Origin of the sequence: Mycolicibacterium parafortuitum (assembly GCF_010725485.1) — a bacterium.
Classification (GTDB): Bacteria; Actinomycetota; Actinomycetes; order Mycobacteriales; family Mycobacteriaceae; genus Mycobacterium.
In genome coordinates this window covers 2,036,464-2,058,408 of sequence record NZ_AP022598.1, presented here as the reverse complement: position 1 = coordinate 2,058,408, position 21,945 = coordinate 2,036,464, and the positions used below count along the sequence as shown (strand labels likewise).

The 21,945-nt window shown below is 68.5% G+C and carries 22 protein-coding genes and 1 tRNA gene; 13 read left to right on the top strand and 10 right to left on the bottom strand.

All coding sequences use genetic code 11. The features are described 5' to 3' along the window. Window positions 1-350: 350 nt before the first annotated feature. Complete coding sequence (locus NTM_RS09785; protein ID WP_163769435.1) at window positions 351-1,190, top strand: HAD-IB family hydrolase; 840 nt, start codon at window positions 351-353, stop codon at window positions 1,188-1,190. Window positions 1,191-1,629: 439 nt separating this feature from the next. Here the strand turns inward: NTM_RS09785 and NTM_RS09780 are convergent, their stop codons facing one another. After that, complete coding sequence (locus NTM_RS09780; protein WP_163766181.1) at window positions 1,630-2,364, bottom strand: Fic family protein; 735 nt, start codon at window positions 2,362-2,364, stop codon at window positions 1,630-1,632. 120 nt (window positions 2,365-2,484) lie between these two features. Here NTM_RS09780 and acs point away from each other — a divergent pair, with 120 nt between their 5' ends. Beyond that, window positions 2,485-4,446: an acetate--CoA ligase gene (acs, locus tag NTM_RS09775; RefSeq protein ID WP_163766180.1), complete on the top strand. Its 1,962-nt coding sequence runs from the start codon at window positions 2,485-2,487 to the stop codon at window positions 4,444-4,446. A 4-nt stretch (window positions 4,447-4,450) separates the two neighbouring features. Here acs and NTM_RS09770 read toward each other — a convergent pair whose 3' ends face one another. Beyond that, window positions 4,451-5,113 (bottom strand): chymotrypsin family serine protease, encoded by a 663-nt coding sequence (locus NTM_RS09770; protein ID WP_104862849.1) that lies wholly within the window; start codon window positions 5,111-5,113, stop codon window positions 4,451-4,453. 174 nt (window positions 5,114-5,287) lie between these two features. On the opposite strand from NTM_RS09770, the gene NTM_RS09765 reads away from it, so the two are divergent. Continuing rightward, window positions 5,288-5,833: a phage holin family protein gene (locus NTM_RS09765; protein WP_104862622.1), complete on the top strand. Its 546-nt coding sequence runs from the start codon at window positions 5,288-5,290 to the stop codon at window positions 5,831-5,833. Continuing rightward, window positions 5,833-6,798, top strand: a complete 966-nt coding sequence (locus NTM_RS09760; protein WP_104862623.1) for an alpha/beta fold hydrolase — start codon at window positions 5,833-5,835, stop codon at window positions 6,796-6,798. The genes NTM_RS09765 and NTM_RS09760 overlap by 1 nt, the downstream gene beginning before the upstream one ends. A 3-nt stretch (window positions 6,799-6,801) precedes the next feature. Here the strand turns inward: NTM_RS09760 and marP are convergent, their stop codons facing one another. From marP to nth, 4 genes are read right to left on the bottom strand one after another with little or no spacing between them, the layout of a single operon-like run. Then, entirely contained in the window at window positions 6,802-7,995 is a 1,194-nt protein-coding gene (marP, locus tag NTM_RS09755) for an acid resistance serine protease MarP (protein WP_104862624.1), read from the bottom strand. After that, the gene (locus NTM_RS09750; protein WP_163766178.1) at window positions 7,992-8,774 is read right to left on the bottom strand and encodes an NUDIX hydrolase; all 783 of its coding nucleotides are present in this window, start codon (window positions 8,772-8,774) and stop codon (window positions 7,992-7,994) included. The genes marP and NTM_RS09750 overlap by 4 nt, the downstream gene beginning before the upstream one ends. Next, complete coding sequence (locus NTM_RS09745; RefSeq protein ID WP_163766177.1) at window positions 8,771-9,415, bottom strand: TlpA family protein disulfide reductase; 645 nt, start codon at window positions 9,413-9,415, stop codon at window positions 8,771-8,773. Before NTM_RS09745 ends, NTM_RS09750 begins: the two co-directional genes overlap by 4 nt. A 4-nt stretch (window positions 9,416-9,419) precedes the next feature. Continuing rightward, complete coding sequence (nth, locus tag NTM_RS09740) at window positions 9,420-10,217, bottom strand: endonuclease III (RefSeq protein ID WP_163766176.1); 798 nt, start codon at window positions 10,215-10,217, stop codon at window positions 9,420-9,422. A 104-nt stretch (window positions 10,218-10,321) separates the two neighbouring features. Here nth and NTM_RS09735 point away from each other — a divergent pair, with 104 nt between their 5' ends. Next, a complete protein-coding gene (locus tag NTM_RS09735) occupies window positions 10,322-10,666 on the top strand; it encodes a hypothetical protein (protein ID WP_163766175.1) in 345 nt (114 codons plus the stop codon). 101 nt (window positions 10,667-10,767) lie between these two features. Continuing rightward, complete coding sequence (crp, locus tag NTM_RS09730; RefSeq protein WP_005138643.1) at window positions 10,768-11,442, top strand: cAMP-activated global transcriptional regulator CRP; 675 nt, start codon at window positions 10,768-10,770, stop codon at window positions 11,440-11,442. Window positions 11,443-11,527: 85 nt separating this feature from the next. Here crp and NTM_RS09725 read toward each other — a convergent pair whose 3' ends face one another. The 3 genes from NTM_RS09725 to sp36 are packed head-to-tail and all read right to left on the bottom strand — an operon-like array spanning window position 11,528 to window position 12,917. Continuing rightward, window positions 11,528-12,304: an MBL fold metallo-hydrolase gene (locus NTM_RS09725; RefSeq protein WP_163766174.1), complete on the bottom strand. Its 777-nt coding sequence runs from the start codon at window positions 12,302-12,304 to the stop codon at window positions 11,528-11,530. Continuing rightward, window positions 12,301-12,759, bottom strand: coding sequence for a RidA family protein (locus NTM_RS09720; RefSeq protein ID WP_163766173.1), 459 nt, complete (start codon window positions 12,757-12,759; stop codon window positions 12,301-12,303). Before NTM_RS09720 ends, NTM_RS09725 begins: the two co-directional genes overlap by 4 nt. Further along, window positions 12,756-12,917, bottom strand: a complete 162-nt coding sequence (sp36, locus tag NTM_RS09715; RefSeq protein WP_104862631.1) for a Sp36 family protein — start codon at window positions 12,915-12,917, stop codon at window positions 12,756-12,758. The genes NTM_RS09720 and sp36 overlap by 4 nt, the downstream gene beginning before the upstream one ends. Window positions 12,918-12,965: 48 nt before the next feature. Here sp36 and bagA point away from each other — a divergent pair, with 48 nt between their 5' ends. Beyond that, window positions 12,966-14,009, top strand: coding sequence for an ATPase BagA (bagA, locus tag NTM_RS09710; RefSeq protein WP_104862632.1), 1,044 nt, complete (start codon window positions 12,966-12,968; stop codon window positions 14,007-14,009). Window positions 14,010-14,022: 13 nt separating this feature from the next. Beyond that, the gene (bagB, locus tag NTM_RS09705; RefSeq protein WP_104862633.1) at window positions 14,023-15,156 is read left to right on the top strand and encodes an ArsA family ATPase; all 1,134 of its coding nucleotides are present in this window, start codon (window positions 14,023-14,025) and stop codon (window positions 15,154-15,156) included. Window positions 15,157-15,288: 132 nt separating this feature from the next. Here bagB and NTM_RS09700 read toward each other — a convergent pair whose 3' ends face one another. After that, the gene (locus NTM_RS09700) at window positions 15,289-15,645 is read right to left on the bottom strand and encodes a WhiB family transcriptional regulator (RefSeq protein WP_104862634.1); all 357 of its coding nucleotides are present in this window, start codon (window positions 15,643-15,645) and stop codon (window positions 15,289-15,291) included. A gap of 344 nt (window positions 15,646-15,989) precedes the next feature. On the opposite strand from NTM_RS09700, the gene ponA2 reads away from it, so the two are divergent. The 5 genes from ponA2 to NTM_RS09670 all read left to right on the top strand — a co-directional run bounded on the left by ponA2 (window position 15,990) and on the right by NTM_RS09670 (window position 21,944). Continuing rightward, window positions 15,990-18,446: a transglycosylase/D,D-transpeptidase PonA2 gene (gene ponA2 / locus NTM_RS09695; RefSeq protein WP_104862635.1), complete on the top strand. Its 2,457-nt coding sequence runs from the start codon at window positions 15,990-15,992 to the stop codon at window positions 18,444-18,446. A 47-nt stretch (window positions 18,447-18,493) separates the two neighbouring features. Then, on the top strand, window positions 18,494-19,465 hold the full coding sequence (locus NTM_RS09690) for a metallophosphoesterase (protein ID WP_104862636.1): 972 nt from the start codon (window positions 18,494-18,496) through the stop codon (window positions 19,463-19,465). Further along, a complete protein-coding gene (gene cds1, locus NTM_RS09685; protein ID WP_104862637.1) occupies window positions 19,462-20,556 on the top strand; it encodes an L-cysteine desulfhydrase Cds1 in 1,095 nt (364 codons plus the stop codon). The genes NTM_RS09690 and cds1 overlap by 4 nt, the downstream gene beginning before the upstream one ends. 243 nt (window positions 20,557-20,799) lie before the next feature. After that, window positions 20,800-20,873, top strand: a tRNA-Pro gene (locus NTM_RS09675). A 144-nt stretch (window positions 20,874-21,017) separates the two neighbouring features. Then, window positions 21,018-21,944, top strand: coding sequence for a phosphatase PAP2 family protein (locus NTM_RS09670; protein ID WP_163766172.1), 927 nt, complete (start codon window positions 21,018-21,020; stop codon window positions 21,942-21,944). Window position 21,945 lies beyond the last annotated feature (1 nt).

The following is a 21,945-nucleotide window of genomic DNA, read 5'->3' as shown; positions in this document are numbered from 1 at the left end:
ACTCGGACGTCGCTGAAAACACCGTTCCGCTACCGATTCGGGAGGAAGCAACTATCCGTCTGGCGAAAACACCCCACAAAAGGGACGACCCCCGCCAGGGGGGGAGGAGGCGGAGGTCGTCGTGTATCAGCCCCGGGGGGTCGGGCTGATGCACACCCGGCATAAGCCGAGTAATGCCCACTATACACACGCCAGTGAGCCCGAGCGCAAGTATCGAAATGGCAACGCTCCGCATGGTTGTCGAAAGCGTTCGGCGCTTGACACGTGTCGTGAACTGCCAATTTGTACGATCTGCCGTCATTTGTCACGCGATGCGGCTCTATGCTGACGGGGTGACCTCATCCGACCCGGTGGTTGGGGGTAGCCCCGCGCCCGACGGGCCCGGCGCGCCGCAGCTCCCCGTCCGCACCGCGGCGTTCTTTGACCTCGACAAGACAGTGATCGCCAAATCAAGCACTTTGGCTTTCAGCAAACCGTTCTTCAGTCAGGGGCTAATCAACAGGCGGGCGGTGCTGAAATCCAGCTATGCGCAATTCCTGTTCCTGATGTCGGGCGCCGATCACGAGCAGATGGACCGGATGCGCAGTTACCTGACCAACATGTGCACCGGGTGGGACGTCGAGCAGGTCAAGGCGATCGTCGGCGAGACACTGCACGACATCGTCGATCCGCTCGTGTTCGCTGAAGCTGCCGAGTTGATCTCAGACCACAAACTGTGCGGACGCGACGTGGTGATCGTGTCGGCCTCCGGAGAGGAGATCGTCGCGCCGATCGCGCGCGCCCTCGGCGCCACGCACGCGATGGCGACCCGGATGGTCGTCGAGGACGGCAAGTACACCGGCGAGATCGCGTTCTACTGCTACGGCGAGGGCAAGGCCGAGGCGATCCGCGCACTGGCCGAACGCGAGGGTTACGCCCTTGAGCACTGCTACGCCTATTCGGACTCGATCACCGACATTCCGATGCTGGAGACCGTCGGCCACCCGACCGTGGTGAACCCCGACCGCGCGCTGCGCCGAGAAGCCGCCGCCCGGCACTGGCCGATCCGTACCTTCTCCAATCCGGTCTCGCTGCGCGACCGCATCCCCGCGCCGTCCGGCGCGGCGGTGGCGACCACGGCCGCCGTCGGCTTCAGCGCCCTCGCCGCCGGGGCGCTGACGTACTCGCTGCTGCGTCGATTCGCGTTATGACACAAGCTACTTGCGAGTAGCTGGAGCGTGCGCGTAACGATCTGGGGTCACGCGCATTTCACCCTTGCTGTGACCGTGGTCACGTAGTACAAAGGACGTACGGAAGCTGAGAGAGGCCAAGACCGAGTCGGAAGAGAAGGCTCGGCCTCCCGACCTCAGATTCCCAGCACGGGTCCCGGTACCCACGCGGAGCACATACCGCGATAAAGGTAAAAGTGTTGCGGGCCTGCGTAGTTGCGAAAACCGGACGGCCCCGACGGCCCTTTGGGTAGGGCTGCGGTCGTAACGAGTCGTAAAGGCGCCGAGGCCACCCACGCAACCCATACGGCACGCATGGTAACCGTGCCCCGTGCTAGCGGGCGGTGAGCTGCTGTGGTCGCAAGGCCACGCGGATCGCCGCCCGCTTCATGTTTGCCGGGCGCATGCGCGAGACAGCGACTCAGGACGTGGCGGCCTGGGCGATCGACAGCGCCTCACGCGCCCCGGCATGTAGCGCCTCACTACTGAGCACCAGCCACGCCGCCAGCCCGTCAGGCGTCCCGGACGCGAATCCCCGTGCCGCGGCGCGATAGTCGTTGGACCGCCGCATCCAGTGCACCTCCGGCACCCCGAGGCCGTGCGGGTCCAGTCCGCTGGCGATCGTGATCAGCCGCGACACCCCGCGCGCGACGACCCCGTCGGCACTGCCGAAGGGTTCCAGCGTCAGCAGTTCGCCGTGCGCGACCGCCGCCAGGATGGTGGCCGGCACCCGCGTCGCCCCGGTCGCGAGTTCGGCGAGCAACTCCAGCCGACGTCCGGCACCCTCCCGCGGCCGGCCCAGCGCGTCGTCGCCGACCAGGTCCGCCGCGGCCAGCGCATGCAGTCGGGCCATGGCCTGCAGCGGCGCGCGCCGCCACACCCCGACCAGCGCCCCCTCGCCGCCTTCGAGGGCCTCGGCCACTCGCAGCGCACCGGCGAGCACCGGATCGCGCTCACCGTCCGGGGCGAACTGCAGCGGTCCGCCGTCGAGTACCGAGGACGCGCGCGCCGCCCGCAGCGCCGCCTCGGCGGCGTTCTTCGGCCACCCGCGCAGGTTCGACCGGTGCCGGTGCGCCCGGCCGAGCGCCTCGCGCGCCTCGTCGCCGGCCTCCGCGACGCCGGGCAGTTCTGTCAGCGGAGCCAACGGGTCAGTCACGCCCCAGAAGATACCGCTGGGCCGACACGCGGCGACGTTCGTCGCAGCACAGATGCCGTCCGCAGCGTCAGAAGTGACATGCCAACGACGATGCAACGTTGGGTGACTACCCTCACAACTATGACCGAGACGCATGTCGACGCCCCGTCGTCCTATCCTCCGGCACCCGAGTTCACCGCGCAGGCCAACGCGACCGCGGACCTCTACGACAAGGCCGAAGCAGACCGGCTGGCCTTCTGGGCCGACCAGGCGCAGCGGCTGAGCTGGGAGACCCCGTTCACCGAGGTGCTCGACTGGTCGCAGGCCCCGTTCGCGAAGTGGTTCGTCGGCGGCAAGCTCAACGTCGCCTACAACTGCGTCGACCGCCACGTCGAAGCCGGCAACGGCGACCGCGTCGCGATCCACTGGGAAGGCGAACCGGTCGGGCACTCGCGCGACATCACCTACGCCCAGCTCAAAGACGAGGTGTCCCAAGCCGCCAACGCGTTCACCGAACTCGGCCTCAAGTCCGGCGACCGCGTCGCGATCTACATGCCGATGGTGCCCGAGGCGATCATCGCGATGCTCGCGTGCGCCCGCCTGGGCGCGATGCACAGCGTGGTGTTCGCCGGATTCTCGGCCAGTGCGCTGAAGGCCCGCATCGACGACGCGAAGGCCAAGCTGGTCATCACCACCGACGGCCAGTACCGGCGCGGCCAGGCGGTGTCGCTCAAGACCGGCGTCGACGAGGCCATCGAGGGTCTCGGTGAGGACAGCCCGGTCGAGCACGTCGTCGTGGTGCGCCGCACCGGCATCGACACCCCGTGGGTCGACGGACGCGACCTGTGGTGGGACGAGGTCGTGCCGAAGGCCTCCACCGAGCACACCCCTGAGGCGTTCGACTCCGAGCATCCGCTGTTCCTGCTGTACACCTCCGGTACCACCGGCAAGCCCAAGGGCATCATGCACACCTCGGGCGGCTACCTGACCCAGGCGTCCTACACCCACCACTACGTCTTCGACATCAAACCCGAATCCGACGTGTACTGGTGCACCGCCGACATCGGCTGGGTGACCGGGCACACCTACATCGTGTACGGCCCGCTGTCCAACGGCGTGACCCAGGTCGTCTACGAGGGCACCCCGGCCTCACCGACCGAGCACCGCCACTTCGAGACCATCGAAAAGTACGGCGTCACCATCTATTACACCGCCCCGACGCTGGTGCGCACCTTCATGAAGTGGGGCCGCCAGATCGCCGCCGAGCACGATCTGTCCAGTCTGCGGCTGCTCGGGTCGGTCGGCGAGCCGATCAATCCGGAGGCGTGGCGTTGGTACCGCACCGTGTTCGGCGCCGACAAGACCCCGATCGTCGACACCTGGTGGCAAACCGAGACCGGCGCGATCATGATCTCCCCGCTGCCCGGCGTCACCGAATGCAAGCCCGGCTCGGCGATGCGCGCGCTGCCGGGTATCTCGGCCAAGATCGTCGACGACGACGGCAAGCAGCTCGACCCCAGCCCCGATCACGGTGAGCACGAGACCGGCTACCTGGTGCTGGACAAGCCGTGGCCGGCGATGCTGCGCGGCATCTGGGGCGACGACGAACGGTTCAAGGACACCTATTGGGCACGGTTCGCCGAGCAGGGCTGGTACTTCGCCGGTGACGGCGCCCGCTATGGCAGCGACGGGGAGATCTGGGTGCTGGGCCGCATCGACGACGTGATGAACGTGTCGGGCCACCGCATCTCGACCGCCGAGGTCGAGTCGGCGCTCGTCGGTCACTCCGGGGTCGCCGAAGCCGCCGTCGTCGGCGCCACCGACGAGCAGACCGGGCAGGCCATCTGCGCCTTCGTGATCCTGAAGTCCTCCGCGCACGGCGGCGAGGAGAACATGATCGACGAACTGCGCGCCGAGGTGGCACGCGAGATCTCGCCGATCGCCAAGCCGCGCGAGATCCACGTCGTCCCCGAGTTGCCCAAGACCCGCAGCGGCAAGATCATGCGCCGGCTGCTGCGCGACGTGGCCGAAGGCCGCGAACTCGGCGACACCTCGACGCTGGTCGACCCGAGCGTGTTCGAGGCGATCCGCGCCAGCAAGTAGTCCGTCAGCGGGAGCCGACCGGGACGAATCCGCTTCCCGGTCGGTTCTTGGCGACGATGTCGGCCAGCTGGGTGTTGAACGACATCGTCACCGCAGGGGTGTGCAGCGGGATGAACTTCACGACGCACGTCGGCAGGTCCTCGGAGAAGGCGCCGTGCAGCATGCCGACCAGTCGGTTGTTGACGGTGACCGGGCCACCCGAGTCGCCCGGACCTCCGCACACCTGGTTGAGGATGGTGCCCGGCTCCTGGCCTGGACCCCAGGTGACGCCGCACGAGTAGCCGGTGGTGCGGCCCAGCTTGCACGCCACATCACCGAACGCCGGGTCGGGGCCGAGCCCGTCGATACGGAAGCCGTTGACCTCGTTGACGGGCACCACCTTGGTGGGATCGAACTTGATCACCGCGTAGTCGAGCATGTCGTTGCCCGCCACCATCTCGCCGACGACGCCGGCGTTCTGGGCGGCTTCGGCGGCGACCACGGCACCGGGTCCGCCGCAGTGCGCGGACGTGAAGCCGATGAGATTGCCCCGGTTGTCGGTGCCGATCGCGGTCAGCGTGCACAATGTCTCACCGTTGACGACCAGGCCCGACCCGCCGCCGAGCGGGATCCCGGTCTGTGCGTGCGCGGCGGAGATGCCGGTGACCGCACCCGCGATGACGGTCAGCGCGGCAAGCAGAACCGTGGCCGCGGCACGCACCGTCAGCCGGGGGTTGGTGGTCGCCAAGTTGGTCCCTCCCGATCTCAAAGCCCGAAATCCCCGACGTGCCTGAACCCCCAGCAAGGAATGTAGGCAGTCTATCGTCGGCCGGAATCGTTTAGCGGCGCGCCACGTGGCAACATGAACGCGACCCAGGACACAAGCGGGAAGGAAGCTTTCGTGAGCGACCGCAGGAACGGCGTGCCCAATACCGTGACGTCGATACCGCTGGTGGACCCGCACGCACCGAAGCCCGATCCGTCGATCGGCGATCTGGTCAAGGACGCCACCGCGCAGGTCTCGACGCTGGTGCGCGCCGAGGTCGAGCTGGCCAAGGCCGAGATCACCCGCGACGTCAAGAAGGGCCTGACCGGCAGCGTCTTCTTCATCGCGGCGCTGGTCGTGCTGTTCTACTCGACGTTCTTCTTCTTCCTGTTCGTGGCCGTGCTGCTCGACGAGTGGCTGTACACCTGGGCGGCGTACCTGATCGTGTTCGGGATCATGGTCGTGGTCACGGCGCTGCTGGCGTTGTTGGGCTATCTGAAGGTCCGCCGGATCCGCGGTCCGCAGAAGACCATCGAGACGGTCAAGGAACTTCCCGACGCGTTCACCCCCGGTCACGACAAGAGGGCCGTCGCGACGACCGACGGTCAGCCCGCGGCGCAAAAAGACCCGTCCGGCTGGTAATGGGCCGACCCGACCCGTCGGTCGTACGCATCGGGGGGCCCTGGCGCCATCTCGATGTCCACGCCAACGGGATCCGCTTCCACGTGGTGGAGGCGCTGCGGCCGGATGACGACGTCCCCGCCGACCCGACCCGGCCGCTCACCGACCGGCCGCTGGTGATCCTGCTGCACGGCTTCGGCTCGTTCTGGTGGTCGTGGCGTCACCAACTCAAAGGGCTGTCCGGGGCGCGGGTGGTGGCCGTCGATCTGCGCGGGTACGGCGGCAGCGACAAGCCGCCGCGCGGCTATGACGGCTGGACGCTGGCCGGCGACACCGCCGGGCTGGTGCGCGCGCTGGGGCACAACAGCGCGACGCTGGTCGGGCACGCGGACGGCGGCCTGGTCTGCTGGGCTACCTCGGTGCTGCACCCGCGGGTGGTGCGGGCCATCGCGGTCGTCAGCTCCCCGCATCCGGCCGCATTGAGGGCCTCGACGATGCGCCGGCGCGACCAGGGCCGGGCATTGCTGCCGTGGATGCTGCGCTACCAGGTTCCGATGTGGCCGGAGAAGGCGCTGACCCGCCACGACGGCGCCGAGCTCGAACGTCTGGTGCGCAGCCGGTCCAGCGCGCGATGGCAGGTCGGTGAGGATTTCGCGGAGACCATCGGGCACCTTCGCCGGGCCATCCAGATCCCGTCCGCCGCGCACTGTGCGCTGGAATACCAGCGGTGGGCGGTGCGCAGCCAGCTGCGCGCCGAGGGGCGGCGTTTCATGCGCTCGATGCGCCGGCCGCTGGCGGTGCCGATGCTGCACCTGCGCGGCGACACCGACCCGTATGTGCTGCCCGACCCGGTGTACCGAACCCAGCGCTACGCGCCGCACGGACGCTACGTGTCGATCGCGGGCGCCGGGCATTTCGCCCACGAGGAGGCGCCGGAGGCGGTCAACGACCAGCTGATGCGCTTCCTGCGGCAGGTATACGCCTGAGCCTCAACCGGCGCTGATGCAGGTTCCCGTCGGGACCGGCGCGACGTTGCCGACCTTGGCCATCTGCGGCGCCACCTCTTCGGCGGTCAGCACGAAGCCGGTGTCGACGTCGTCGACGGCGGCGCCGAACACCACCCCGAGCACCTTGCCCTGCCGGTTGATCATCGGTCCGCCCGAATTGCCCTGCTTGACCTGGCCGCGGATGGTGTAGACCTCGCGGGTGACGGTCGTCGAGCGGTAGATGTCGGGACCGTTGAGCTCGATGACCTCGCGGACCCGCGCGGGGGTCGGGGTGAAGTCGCCTCCACCGGGATAACCCATCACGATGCCGTCGGTGCCGCTCGCCGCGATCTGGTCGACGAACTGTAGCGGGGCCGACGGCAGGTTCGGGACGTCGAGGATCGAGATGTCGGCGTTGGGGTCATACGACACCACGCTGGCCTCGTACTCCTGGTCGTCGACCAGGATGGTGACGGTGTCCGAACCGGCCACCACATGCGCGTTGGACATCACCCGGTTCGGGGCGACGACGAAACCGGTGCCTTCGAGCACTTTCTGGCAGCTCTGCGCGACGCCCTTGACCTTGACCACGCTGGAGCGCGTCTGGTTCACGATCGGCGAGGTGGCGAGCGCCGCGTCCGGCGGGTCGATCTCGGCGACCGGGGTCGGCCCGAACGGTTTGAGCACGTCGTGCAGGCCCGCGGTCTCCCACAGCGCCGACAACCGGTTGGGCACCGCGCGCAGCCAGCCGGGGGCCACCGAGTCGACCTCGGCGATCACCTTCGACCCGGACACCGCGGCGGCCAGGTTCGGTTGCGGCGAGGACACCAGCGCCGTGCCGAGCAGCCACGACGCGGTGAGTACCAGGACCAGTTGCAGCGCGACGCCGACGACCGAATCCGCCAGTCGCAGAGCGGGGTTGCGGATCGCGCCGCGCACCGCGCGACCCAGCACCACACCGGCGATCTCGCCGATCACGACGAGCACCAGGATCAGGAACAGGGTCACGAACAGTTTCGTGCGGGGTCCGTCGAAGTAGCTCACGACGTGCGGGGCCAGCAGGATTCCGGCGCCGGCGCCGAGCGCGACACCGACCAGGGCCATCAACGAACCGGGCGCCCCTGATCGCCAGCCCGATACGGCGGCGAGGAGCGCCACGGCGAGGATGGCGATATCAAGCCATTGTGACGAGTTCATCGTTGGGCCTCACCGTAGCTGTCCTCGGCGTCCAGGAGCGCCATTGCATCGCTGAGTTCGTAGAGTTTGTCGGTTTCCCACGGCTGCGCCCACCCGGCGACGTCGAGCATCGCGGAGATGACCTGGCCGGTGAACCCCCACACCAGCATCTCGTTGAGCAGGAACGCCGGGCCCGCGGTGCGGCGCGTGTTCTCGCCGCGGTACACCATGATCCGGTTCTCCGGGTTGACGAACGCGCGCACCGGAACGCGTGCGACGTGCGCGGTCTCGGACTTGTCGACGACCGTCACCGGGCCCGGATCCGGTGAGTACGCGAGCACGGGCACGACGTGGAATCCCGACGGCGGGATGAACATCTTGTCCAGCGTGGCCAGCGGCTGCACCCGGCCGGCGGCGAGGCCGGTCTCCTCGGTGGCCTCCCGCAGCGCGGTGTGGACGGGGCTGCGATCGTCCGGGTCGGCGGCGCCGCCGGGGAACGCGGCCTGTCCCGCGTGGTGACGTAGCGTCGCGGCCCGCACGGTGACGAGCAGGTCCGCGTCGTCGGGCAGCGAACCGGGGGCGCCGTTCACGGGCCCCGAGAACAGCGCGAGCACCGCGGCGTCGCGGCGGGTCCCGGTCACCGCCGCCGTCGTGTTGGCGGCGGTCAGCGCGGCCAGCACCTCGGCGGGCACGCGGCGGCGATAGGCGTTCTTGACGGCGCCGGGGTTGTCGACCAGCGGCGCCAGCCAGGGCGGCGCGGCCGACGGCGTCAGCTCACCTTCTGGGCTGTCCCAGCTCACGGGACTCCAATCTTCGGGTCGACCGCTGCGGCGATGTCGTCGGCCGTCGCGAAGGACCGGGGCAGGATTTCGGCAACGCTACCGTCGGCGCGCAACACCACAGTTGCGGGCATCACGTTCGGGACGCCCAGCGCGGCGGCGATGCGACGGCGACCGTCCTGCACGGTTGGCAGGTGCACGCCCAGTTCGGCCAGCCGCAGCAGCGCGGCGCTCTCGTTCTCGTCCTGGTGGACGGTCAGCACCAGCACCTCGGGGCCGACCCGGCGCTGGTACTCGGCCATCGCGGGTAGTTCGTCGGCGCACGGCCCGCACCAGTAGGCCCACAAGTTCAGTACGACGGGCCGGCCCGCGACGGCACGGGCGATGTCGACCTGCGATCCGTCGCCGACGCATTCGAGGACGATGCCGCGCAGCGCGTCCGGCCCGGCCCCACCCCCGGGCGCGGGACAGGGTTGCAGCGCGGCCGCGGCGCGCGGCGCCGCAAGTGCTTCGGGGGTGTCGGCGTCGCGCCGGTCCCGCGCGGACGGGACTTCGGTGCGCGACGAGGTGCCCGGGTCGTCACCGAGCTCGGTCCACAGTGCGATGCCCAGCGCGACGAGGATGACCAACGCCACGACGCTCCAGCGGGCGGATGCGCTCACGCCCCTAGAGCCCGGCCAGCGCCAGCAGGTGCTCGGTTTCGGGACCCTTCACCAGCGGTGCGGCGACCACCGGATCGGTGGGACCGAGGCCGTAGGACGGGCAGTCCTTGGCGAGCACGCACACCCCGCAGGCCGGCTTGCGCGCGTGGCAGACGCGGCGGCCGTGGAAGATCACCCGGTGGCTGAGCAGTGTCCACTCGCTGCGCTCGATCAGCTCGCCGACGGCGTGCTCGACCTTGACCGGGTCCTCCTCGGCCGTCCACCGCCAGCGGCGCACGAGCCTTCCGAAATGGGTGTCGACGGTGATGCCGGGGATGTCGAACGCGTTGCCCAGCACCACGTTGGCCGTCTTGCGCCCGATACCGGGCAGGGTGACGAGTTCGTCGAGCGTGCGGGGCACCTCGCCGTCGAAGCGTTCCTCCAGCGCCTGGCCCAGACCGATGAGCGCGGTGGCCTTGTTCCGGTAGAAGCCGGTGGGCCGGATCAACTCTTCGAGTTCGGCGCGGTCGGCGGTGGCGTAGTCGCGGGCGGTCCGGTACTTGGCGAACAGCGCGGGGGTGGTCAGGTTGACCCGTTTGTCGGTGCTCTGGGCCGACAGGATGGTCGCGACGGTCAGCTCCAGCGGGTTGGTGAAATCCAGCTCGCAGTAGACATGCGGGAAAGCCTCCGCCAGAGCACGATTCATGCGACGCGCACGGCGCACCAGACCCAGCCGGGTTTCTTTGTCCCACTTGGCGGAACTCTTCCGGCGGGCCGTCGTCGCGCCGGTGCGGCCACCGGCCGAGGACTCACTGACGGTCACCAGGCCAGCGTACTGACCGACACGCGACGCGCCCGGCGCGGATCGGTCCTTAACGTGGACTTTTCGTGATCCCGCTGAGACCTTGGCGGTGTTTACTTCCCCTCGTGTCGTGGTTGCTCGTCGTGCTGATCCCGGGGTTGCTGATGGTTGCGACCTTCGGGTTGGAGCGCGTCGAGTCCGGGTTGCGTGACGGCACCCTGTCAGCGGCCGACGTCGACGAATTCCTGGAGCAGGCCAAGGCCACCGAGGCCGAAGCCCGCGCCCGCGAGGTCGCGGACACGGTGCCCTACACCGGATCAGAGTGTGTGTGCGAGCAGAGCGCATCGTTGCCCGCGTCGTTGCCCATGTACACCGAAGCCATCTCCGCCCGCGCTTTGCCGACCGGCGACTACCTCCAGCACCTCGCCAATCCTGAATTTCGGCAGACTCGACATGCCAATCGTGTGTAGCGTGAGCAGGTCACAAAGGGCGAACCACTAGACTGATCTCACGACCTTTCGAGGTCGCCTCGCAAACTTGCTGAACACCGAACGCACATCAAAGGGGCAACGTGGACGAGATCCTGGCGAGGGCCGGAATCTTCCAGGGAGTCGAGCCCAGCGCGGTCTCCGCGCTGACCAAGCAACTCCAACCTGTCGACTTTCCGCGCGGGCACACCGTGTTCGCGGAGGGTGAGCCCGGCGATCGGCTGTACATCATCATCTCCGGCAAGGTGAAGATCGGACGTCGTTCGCCGGACGGCCGCGAGAACCTGCTGACGATCATGGGCCCGTCGGACATGTTCGGCGAGCTGTCGATCTTCGATCCCGGCCCGCGGACCTCGAGCGCCACCACGATCACCGAGGTGCGCGCGGTGTCGATGGACCGCGACGCGCTGCGCGCGTGGATCGCCGACCGGCCCGAGATCGCCGAGCAGTTGCTGCGCGTGCTGGCCCGCCGGCTGCGCCGCACCAACAACAACCTCGCCGACCTGATCTTCACCGATGTGCCCGGCCGTGTCGCCAAGCAGCTGCTGCAGCTCGCGCAGCGCTTCGGGACGCAGGAGGGCGGCGCGCTGCGCGTGACCCACGACCTGACCCAGGAAGAGATCGCCCAGCTGGTCGGTGCATCGCGCGAGACCGTGAACAAGGCGCTGGCCGATTTCGCCCACCGCGGCTGGATCCGGCTGGAGGGCAAGAGCGTGCTGATCAGCGACAGCGAACGGCTGGCGCGCCGAGCGAGGTAACGAGCGAGGTAGTTCCTCCGCCGAAATGGCATTCCAGCAGAAGAAGTGCGAGTAGACGTCTGCCGGAACGCAATGTCGGCGAGGCTCAGCTCCGCAGGAAGTCCAACTGGGCCTGGACCGACCATTCGGCCGCGTCCCACAGTTTCTCGTCGACATCGGTGTAGACGTGCTCGACGACCTGACGGGCGGCGGCGTCTTCACCGAGGTCGCGGAGCGCTCCCCGCACCTGTTCGAGACGTTCCTCGCGATGGGCGAGGTACATGTCGCTGACGGCCACCAGGTCGTCGAGTTCGGGGCCGTGTCCCGGAAGCACCGTGCGGTGACCGATGCCGCGCAACCGGCGCAGCGACTCCAGATAGTCCCCGAGGCCGCCGTCCTCCTTGTCGATGACGGTGGTGCCGCGGCCGAGGATGGTGTCGGCGGTCAGCACCGCATCGTCGAGCAGGAACGACACCGAGTCCGCGGTGTGCCCGGGCGTCGCCATCACCGTGATCTCCAGGCCGGCGGCGTCGATCACCTCACCGTCGACGAGCGGGCCGCCCAGGCCGCGCTGGAAACCGCTGCCGACCGACCGCACCACGGCGCCGGTCATGTCGACGAGACGGTCGATGCCGCCGGTGTGGTCGCTGTGCCGGTGACTGATCAGCACCAGCGGGATCGGGCCCAGCGCGGCGAGGCGCTCGATGTGCTCGTCCTTGTCGTCGGGGCCCGGGTCGATCACGACCATCTCGTCGCTGCCGGGTCCACGCAGCACCCAGGTGTTGGTGCCGTCCAGCGTCATCAGCCCCGGGTTCTCGCACAGCAGCACCGACGCGGTGTCGGTGACGGGCCGCAGTAGTCCGTAGGCCGGGTGCTCGCTCACGCGACCTCTACGATCACTTCCACTTCCACCGGCGCGTTGCGCGGCAACTCCGACACCCCGACCGCCGACCGGGCATGCGCACCGGCCTCGCCGAAGATCTCGCCGAACAGTTCCGAAGCGCCGTTGATCACGCCGGGCTGCCCGTCGAATCCGGGCGCCGACGCGACGAAGCCGACGACCTTGACGATCTTGACCACCGAATCGATTCCGGCCAGCGCATGCACGGCCGCCAGCGCGTTGAGCGCGCACTGCCGGGCCAGGTGCTTGGCGTCGTCGGGGCTCACGTCGGCACCGACCTTGCCGGTCGCCTGCAACTCACCGCCGCTGATCGGCAACTGGCCCGCGGTGTAGACGAGGTTGCCGGTGCGCACCGCCGGAACATAGGCCGCCAGCGGCGCGACGGCCTGGGGCAACTCGATCCCGAGCTCGGCAAGCCGCTCCGACCACGCGCTCACTTGGCCCGCTTCAGGTAGGCGACGTGTTGCTCGCCGGTGGGCCCCGGCAGCACCGAGACCAGTTCCCAGCCGTCCTCACCCCACTGGTCGAGGATCTGCTTGGTGGCGTGCGTCAGCAGAGGGACGGTCGCGTACTCCCATTGGGTCCGTTCGGTCATGCGGCTGAGCTTATCCGCCGACGAACGAGCTATGGCTAGCATGCTTGAGTGGCTACCACATCTTCGGGGACAACGGACGGTCCCAAGCCGGTCGGATGGCCGTCGCGCCTGACCAAAGCCCGCCTGCATTTCGTGTCGGGCAAGGGCGGCACCGGCAAGTCGACGATCGCCGCGGCGCTGGCCTTGGCGCTGGCGGCCGGCGGGCGCAAGGTGCTGTTGGTGGAAGTGGAAGGCCGCCAAGGCATTGCACAACTCTTCGATGTGCCTCCGCTGCCCTACGAAGAGGTCAAGATCGCCACCGCCGAAGGTGGGGGCCAGGTCAACGCGCTGGCGATCGACACCGAGGCGGCGTTCCTGGAATACCTCGACATGTTCTACAACCTGGGGCTGGCCGGCCGGGCGATGCGCCGGATCGGGGCCGTCGAGTTCGCGACGACGATCGCGCCGGGTCTGCGTGATGTGCTGTTGACCGGGAAGATCAAGGAGATCGTCACCCGCAACGAGAAAGAGCAGCCACGCGGCAGGGGCACCGCGTACGACGCGGTGGTCGTCGACTCCCCCCCGACGGGGCGCATCGCGCGGTTCCTCGACGTCACGAAGGCGGTGTCGGACCTCGCCAAGGGCGGGCCGGTGCACTCGCAGGCCGACGGCGTGGTCAAGCTGCTGCACTCCGATCTGACGGCGATCCATCTCGTCACGTTGTTGGAGGCGCTGCCGATCCAGGAGACGCTGGAGGCGATCGACGAACTGCGCGAGATGGGCCTGCCGATCGGCAGCGTCATCGTCAACCGCAACATCCCGTCCTATCTGGCCCCGGACGACCTGGCCAAGGCCGCCGAGGGTGTCATCGACGCCGACGCGGTCCGGGCCGGCCTGGGGCGCGTCGGAATCACGTTGTCCGACAGCGATTTCGCCGGGCTGCTGACCGAGACGATCCAGCACGCGACCCGCATCAGGGCGCGCACCGAGAGCGCCGAGCAGCTCGCCGCGCTCGACGTGGCGCGCCTCGACCTGCCCACGCTGCCCGACGGTGTGGACCTCGGCAGCCTGTACGAACTCGCAGACGAGCTCGCCCACCAGGGCGTGCGGTGAGCGGAGGAACAGCATGAGCGCGAACCCACCAGCCCTGGACATGGCCTCGATCCTTCGCGACACCTCCAACCGCGTGGTGGTGTGTTGCGGTGCGGGCGGTGTCGGCAAGACGACCACGGCCGCCGCGATGGCGCTGCGGGCCGCCGAATACGGGCGCACCGTCGTGGTGTTGACCATCGACCCGGCCAAACGGCTCGCGCAGGCACTGGGCATCCGCGACCTCGGCAACACCCCGCAGCGGGTGCCGTTGGCGCCCGAGGTGACCGGCGAGCTGCACGCGATGATGCTCGACATGCGGCGCACCTTCGACGAGATGGTGATCCAGTACTCGGGACCCGGGACCGCGGACGCGATTCTGGACAACCAGTTCTACCAAACCGTCGCCACCTCACTCGCCGGCACGCAGGAGTACATGGCGATGGAGAAGCTGGGACAGCTTCTGGCAGAAGACAAGTGGGATCTGATCGTGGTGGACACCCCACCGTCGCGCAACGCGCTGGACTTCCTGGATGCGCCGAAACGGCTGGGCAGCTTCATGGACAGCCGGCTGTGGCGGCTGCTGCTTGCCCCGGGGCGGGGTCTAGGCCGGTTCGTCACCGGCGCGGTGGGCCTGGCGATGAAGGGCATGTCCACCATTCTCGGTTCCCAGATGCTCTCCGACGCAGCAGGATTCGTGCAATCGCTGGACGCGACGTTCGGTGGTTTCCGCGAGAAGGCCGACCGCACCTACGATCTGCTGAAGCGACGCGGCACCCAGTTCGTGGTGGTGTCGGCGGCCGAACCCGACGCGTTGCGCGAGGCGACGTTCTTCGTCGACCGGCTCTCGTCGGAGCGTATGCCGCTGGCCGGGCTGATCCTCAACCGCACTCATCCGACGCTGTGTGAGCTGCACGCCGACAAGGCCGCCGAAGCCGCCGACGAACTGGAGAAGACCGACCCGGATTCGATCGCGGTGGCGGCGCTGCGCATCCACGCGGCGCGCGCGCTGACCGCCAAACGGGAGGTGCGGCTGCTGTCGCGGTTCACCGGCGCCAATCCGCACGTCGCATTGGTCGGTGTGCCCTCGCTCCCGTTCGACGTGTCCGATCTGGACGCGCTGCGTGCGATCGCCGATCAGATCACGGGCGAGGGGACACCCGCGGCGTAGCTGGGCCGCGAATCAGGCCCGAACAGTCGTATGGCCGCACCTTCTGGCGCGGCCATACGAATCGGGATGTGAATTTGTTCGGCAGAGGGCCGATCCGCAACTCAGGCCATCGCGGTTCGACCGGCTGTCGACTTAGCCAGCAGTGCGGTGCTTGCGCTGCGCGGCAAAAAAGTCAGCCCACGAAACAACCTCTGGATGCTGCTTCAGAAGTGCTCGCCGCTGACGCTCGGTCATACCTCCCCAGACACCGAACTCGACGCGGTTGTCCAACGCGTCGGCGCCGCACTCGGCGATCACCGGGCAGTGACGGCAGATCACTGCCGCCTTGCGCTGTGCGGCCCCCCGGACGAACAGCTCGTCCGGATCGGTCTGACGGCACCGCGCCTGCGAGACCCACGCGATGCGGGCCTCGGCCTCCTTGCCGTGCACGACGACGGAAGCAGATGGATTGGCGGTGGTATGACGAGCCGCGGGCTTGGTTGTTGACACCAGCGATTCCCCTTATCGTTCTGGCCGCGCCCCGACAACGCAGACGATTATTAACCCTTGCGTCGAAAGCTTGTGCGATCTACGCCACATTGCGAGTACCTGGTGTGACCTGCATCGCACTGTGCGCTCAATTTAGGTGGTCAAAGGCGTTCTGCGCAATACGTCTGTGACCACTTTTTTGGGACGCCCGTGCAGTCCGGCGCGTACAGTGCGCGCGCACACTCGCCCGGTTCGTGCACAAGTGCTAGTCAGCGGCGTTTGGCGGACCTCTGCCAGGTGCCCGCCGGCGGTCGTCGTGGCTGCTCGAGGGATGCGGCGCGCGCACTCGTCGCTACTCTGTACGCATGCCGGAGCAGCCCCCGACACAGCCACCGCGTGCGGTGACGGTCATCAAGCTCGGCTGGTGCGTCGTGCTGGCGAGCGTGATCGTCGCCGCATTGATGTTTCCGGTCGTCGGCGGATTCGGGTTGGTGTCGAACCGGGCCTCCGATGTGGTGGCCAACGGGTCGGCCCAGTTGGTGGAGGGCGAGGTCCCTCAGGTCTCCACGATGACCGACTCGAAGGGCAACGTGATCGCCTGGCTCTACAGCCAGCGCAGGTTCGAGGTTCCGAGCGATCAGATCGCCAACACGATGAAACTGGCGATCGTGTCCATCGAGGACAAAAGGTTTGCCGATCACAACGGTGTGGACTGGCAGGGCACGCTGACCGGCTTGTCCGGTTACCTGTCGGGGAACCTCGACACCCGCGGCGGATCGACCATCGAGCAGCAGTACGTCAAGAACTACCAGCTGCTGGTGATCGCGCAGACCGATGCCGAGAAGCGCGCCGCGATCGAGACCACGCCGGCGCGCAAGCTGCGTGAGATCCGGATGGCGCTGACGCTGGACAAGACGTTCACCAAGCCCGAGATCCTGACGCGCTACCTGAACCTGGTCTCCTTCGGTAACGGCGCCTTCGGCGTGCAGGACGCCGCGCAGACCTACTTCGGGATCAACGCCACCGACCTGAACTGGCAGCAGGCCGCACTGCTGGCGGGCATGGTCCAGTCCACGAGCGCGCTGAACCCGTACACCAACCCCGACGGCGCCCTGGCGCGCCGCAACGTCGTGCTCGACACGATGATCGAGAACCTGCCGGAGTACGCCGACGAACTGCGTGCCGCCCGCGCGGAGCCGCTGGGCATCCTGCCGCAGCCCAAGGAGCTGCCGCGCGGCTGCATCGCCGCCGGCGACCGCGCTTTCTTCTGTGACTACGCGCTGGACTACCTGGCCCGCGCCGGGATCAGCAAGGATCAGGTCGCCAAGGGCGGCTACATGATCAAGACGACCCTGGACCCCGATGTCCAGGCCTCGGTCAAGAACGCGATCACCCAGTTCGCGAGCCCTGACCTGCCCGGTGTCGCGAGCGTGATGAGCGTCGTGGCGCCCGGCAAGGAATCGCACCCGGTGCTCGCGATGGCCAGCAACCGCACCTACGGCCTGAACCTCGACGCCGGCGAGACCATGCAGCCGCAGCCGTTCTCCCTGGTCGGCAACGGTGCCGGATCCGTGTTCAAGATCTTCACCACGGCCGCGGCGATGGAGATGGGCATGGGCATCAACGCCCAGCTCGACTCGCCGTCGCGGTTCGAGGCCAAGGGGCTGGGCAGCGGCGGTGCCCGCGGCTGCCCGCCGGCGACCTGGTGCGTGCAGAACGCCGGCAACTACCGCGGCACGATGAGCGTCACCGACGCGCTGGCCACCTCCCCGAACACCGCGTTCGCGAAGCTGATCGCCCAGGTCGGCGTCCAGCGGGCGGTCGACATGGCCGTGCGGCTCGGGCTGCGGTCCTACGCGCTGCCGGGCACCGCGCGCGACTACGACCCCGAGAGCAGCGAGAGCCTCGCCGATTTCGTCAAGCGGCAGAACATCGGTTCGTTCACCCTCGGGCCGATCGAGGTGAACGCGCTGGAGCTGTCCAACGTCGGCGCGACGCTGGCCTCCGGCGGCGTGTGGTGCCCGCCGAACCCGATCGCCGAGGTGCACGACCGCTACGGCGAGCCGGTGTCGGTCACCACCGAGACCTGTGAGCAGGTGGTCCCCGAGGGTCTGGCCAACACACTGGCCAACGCGATGAGCAAGGACGACACTGGTGCGGGAACCGCGGCAGGCGCCGCCGGATCGGTCGGCTGGGATCTGCCGATGTCGGGCAAGACCGGGACCACCGAGTCCAACCGGTCCTCGGCGTTCCTGGGCTTCACCAACCGCTATGCCGCAGCCAGCTACATCTACGACGACTCCACCGCGCCGACCGAACTGTGTTCGTTCCCGCTGCGCCAGTGCGGTTCCGGGAACCTGTTCGGCGGCAATGAGCCGGCCCGGACGTGGTTCACCGCGATGAAGCCGATCGCCACCTCGTTCGGCGACGTGGCGCTGCCCCCGACCGATCCGCGGTATGTGGACGGTGCGCCGGGATCGAAGGTGCCGACCGTGGCGGGGATGAGCCAGGACGCAGCCCGCGCACGCCTGCGTGAGGCCGGCTTCCAGGTCGCCGACCAGGCCACGCCGGTGAACAGTTCCTCGCCCTACGGCGCGGTCGTGGGCACGGCGCCCAGCGGCCAGACGGTGCCCGGTTCGATCATCACGATCCAGATCTCCAACGGCGTCGCGCCGGCTCCCCCGCCGCCCCCGCCCGGCGGGCCGCCGGGAGCGCCCCCGGCTCCGGTGGGGCAGACCGTCATCGAGATACCGGGTCTTCCGCCGATCACGGTGCCCGTGCTCGGCCCGCCTCCGCCGCCGCCACCGCCGCCGCCCGGCTGATCCGCGACGATCGGTGACCGCCGGCGCGGGGCAGTAAACTGGCGTGCATGTCTGCACGTTCCGGGGGCCCCGCCGCCATCCTCAAGACCACCGCCGCCGCGTCGGTGGGAACGCTCGTGGCAGGCATCGGGTACGCGTCGCTGATCGAGCGCAACGCGTTCGTCGTCCGCGAGGCGACGATGCCGGTGCTCACGCCGGGTTCGTCGCCGCTGAAGGTGTTGCACATCAGCGACATCCACATGCGCCCGCAGCAGCGGCGCAAGCAGGCCTGGCTGCGCGACCTCGCGCGCTGGGAGCCGGACTTCGTCGTCAACACCGGGGACAACCTGTCGCACCCGAAGGCGGTGCCGTCGGTGGTGCAGGCGCTCGGGGATCTGTTGTCGGTGCCCGGCGTCTTCGTGTTCGGCAGCAACGACTATTTCGCGCCGAAGTTGAAGAACCCGGCCAATTACCTGACCAAGCCCAACAGCCGCATCCACGGTGAGCCGTTGCCGTGGCAGGATCTGCGGGCGGCGTTCACCGAGCGCGGCTGGCTGGACATGACGCACACCCGGCGCGAGTTCGAGGTCAACGGCCTGCACATCGCGGCCGCAGGCGTCGACGACCCGCATCTCAAACGCGACCGCTACGACACGATCGCCGGCCCGGCGAACCCGGCCGCGAACCTGACGCTGGGGCTGACGCACTCCCCCGAGCCGCGCGTGCTGGACCGGTTCGCCGCCGACGGCTACCAACTGGTGATGGCCGGTCACACCCACGGCGGTCAGCTGTGTGTGCCGTTCTACGGCGCGATCGTCACCAACTGCGAACTCGACCGGTCCAGGGCGAAGGGCCCGTCGCGGTGGGGTGCGCGCACCCAGTTGCACGTGTCGGCCGGTATCGGTACGTCACCGTATGCGCCCCTGCGGTTCTGCTGCCGGCCCGAGGCCACGCTGCTGACTTTGGTTGCGGCGCCGACCGGCGGCTCCGGCGTCGGATCGGGCGCCGGGTTGTCGCATCCGGCCGTCTCGGCGCGGTGAGCCCGTCGGGTCGATGTCAGCAGTCCCGGGCATGGGTGGACAACGCGGTCCGGTTGATCGAGGCCGACGCGCGGCGCAGCGCTGACACGCACCTGCTGCGATATCCGCTGCCGTCACGCTGGGCGGGCGACGTCGACGTCGCGCTGTATCTGAAGGACGAGACCACCCACATCACCGGCAGTCTCAAGCACCGACTGGCGCGCTCGCTGTTCCTGTACTCGCTGTGCAACGGCTGGATCGGCGAGGACACCACGGTGATCGAGGCGTCGTCGGGGTCGACGGCGGTGTCGGAGGCCTACTTCGCGGCGATGCTGGGGTTGCCGTTCATCGCGGTGATGCCGGCGTCGACGAGCGCGGCGAAGATCGCGTTGATCGAATCACAGGGCGGGCGTTGCCATTTCGTCTCGGAAGCGGCGGAGGTCTACGCCGAGGCGCAACGGCTGGCCGAGCAGACCAACGGGCATTACCTCGATCAGTTCACCAACGCCGAAAGAGCCACGGACTGGCGCGGCAACAACAACATCGCCGAGTCGATCTTCCAGCAGCTCGGCGAAGAGACCCATCCCGTTCCGGAATGGATCGTCGTCGGAGCGGGCACGGGCGGCACGAGCGCGACGATCGGGCGCTATATCCGGTACCGGCGCTACCCGACCCGGCTGTGTGTGGTCGATCCGGAGAACTCGGCGTTCTTTCCGTCGTACGAGCAGGGCGCGGACGTGGTGACGGGTGCGTCGTCGCGGATCGAGGGCATCGGTCGCCCCCGGGTGGAGCCGTCGTTCGTGCCCGGGGTGGTGGACCGGATGATCAGCGTCCCCGACAGCGGTTCGGTGGCCGTCGCGCACCACGTGAGCCGGGTACTGGGCCGCAGGGTGGGTCCGTCCACCGGAACCAACATGTGGGGTGCGTTCAAACTACTGGCGGAGATGGTCGAGAACGGTTGCAGCGGCTCGGTGGTGACGTTGCTCGCCGACAGCGGTGACCGCTACGACGACACCTACTTCTGCGACGAGTGGCTCACCAGCCACGGCATGGAGCCGTCGGAGTCCGCGGCGTCGCTGGCGGAGTTCGAGCGGTCGGGCCGCTGGTCCTGATCCTTGGGCCGCCGGGTTAGCGGAACATCGGAGGTCAGGAACAGCCAGAGCGCTGCCAGCAGGAAGAATCCCAGGTAAATCGATGCGCCCAAGCCAGTCATGTCACGCCCCGTTCCGGTCGAATTCTTTTCTCAGTGTGCATAACGCCACCGACACCCCTGTTCCTTCCCGCGGCGTGTCGTAAACGGATCGGGCCGTTTGGCTTCAAGGGCATGCCGTGCGATACGCTGTCGTGGCTTCACTCGGGGTGTGGCGCAGCTTGGTAGCGTGCTTCGTTCGGGACGAAGAGGTCGTGGGTTCGAATCCCGCCACCCCGACTCGTGTGAACAGCGAAAGGCCCTGACCGTTCCGGTCGGGGCCTTCTTGCTGCGCGCGCTAGTGTCGACGTCGGGACGACCAGCACCGGGGGGTTCTCATCGCCGCGACCCGCCAGTCGTGAAACTGAGCGGACGGGAGGGCCGGTGACGCGGTCACAGAAGCTGGTGGTGGTCGCCGGTGATCGGCGGTTGCGGGGAGCCCGATTCAAGTGGGCGGCGGTCCTGGGGTTCGCGCTGCTGTTCGGCGCCGCGGTGTACCTGCTGGCCGTGCACACCACGACCGGACAACGACTCGAGGACGCGGCCCTGCGCGGTTCCGATCAGGTCGAGCCCGAACTGCATCGGGTCGCGTTGGAGGCGTTCCACACGATCTCGGTGACGTCGCAACTCGGTGCCGCGTTCATCGTCGCGCTGATCGGCTTGCTCCGCAGGCAGGTCATGCTGGCCGTCGCGGGACTGGGCGTCATCCTCGGCGGACAGGCCGTCACCCAGGTGTTGAAGTATCACCTGCTGACCCGTCCCGACCTTGCCGCGACGGACGGCGGTTCCGCCGAGAACACGCTGCCGAGTGGACACACCACGGCCGCGATGTGCCTCCTGTTCGCGACGTTGATGGTGATGCCGTATCGCTTCCGCGGTGTGGCGATGTTCGTCACGCTCACCTGGGCGGTGGGTATCGGCGCCTACACCGTCATCATCGGCGCGCACCGACTGTCCGACACGCTGGCCGCCAATGCCGTCGCCCTGTTCGTGGCGTCCACCGCCTCCCTGCTGCTGGCGCGGACCGGCCGGATCCGGGCGGTGGTGTCGCCCGAACCCCACCGCTACACGCTGCGGACGATCTTCGTCGTCCTGGTCGGTGCGGTCGGGGCGGCCAGCCTCGCTCTCGGTGTGGTCCAGACGGTGCTCGCCGCGTCTGCGCACCTGAACGACGAGCCGACGGCGTGGCGACTGTTCCTCAGTTCGCAGTGGCTGGCCGCGGCCGGCTCGATCGCCGCAGCGCTGTTGTTCTGGTGGACGTGGTATCGGTTGGAGACCAAACGCCGCCACGATCCTGTGGGCAGCCGCTGAC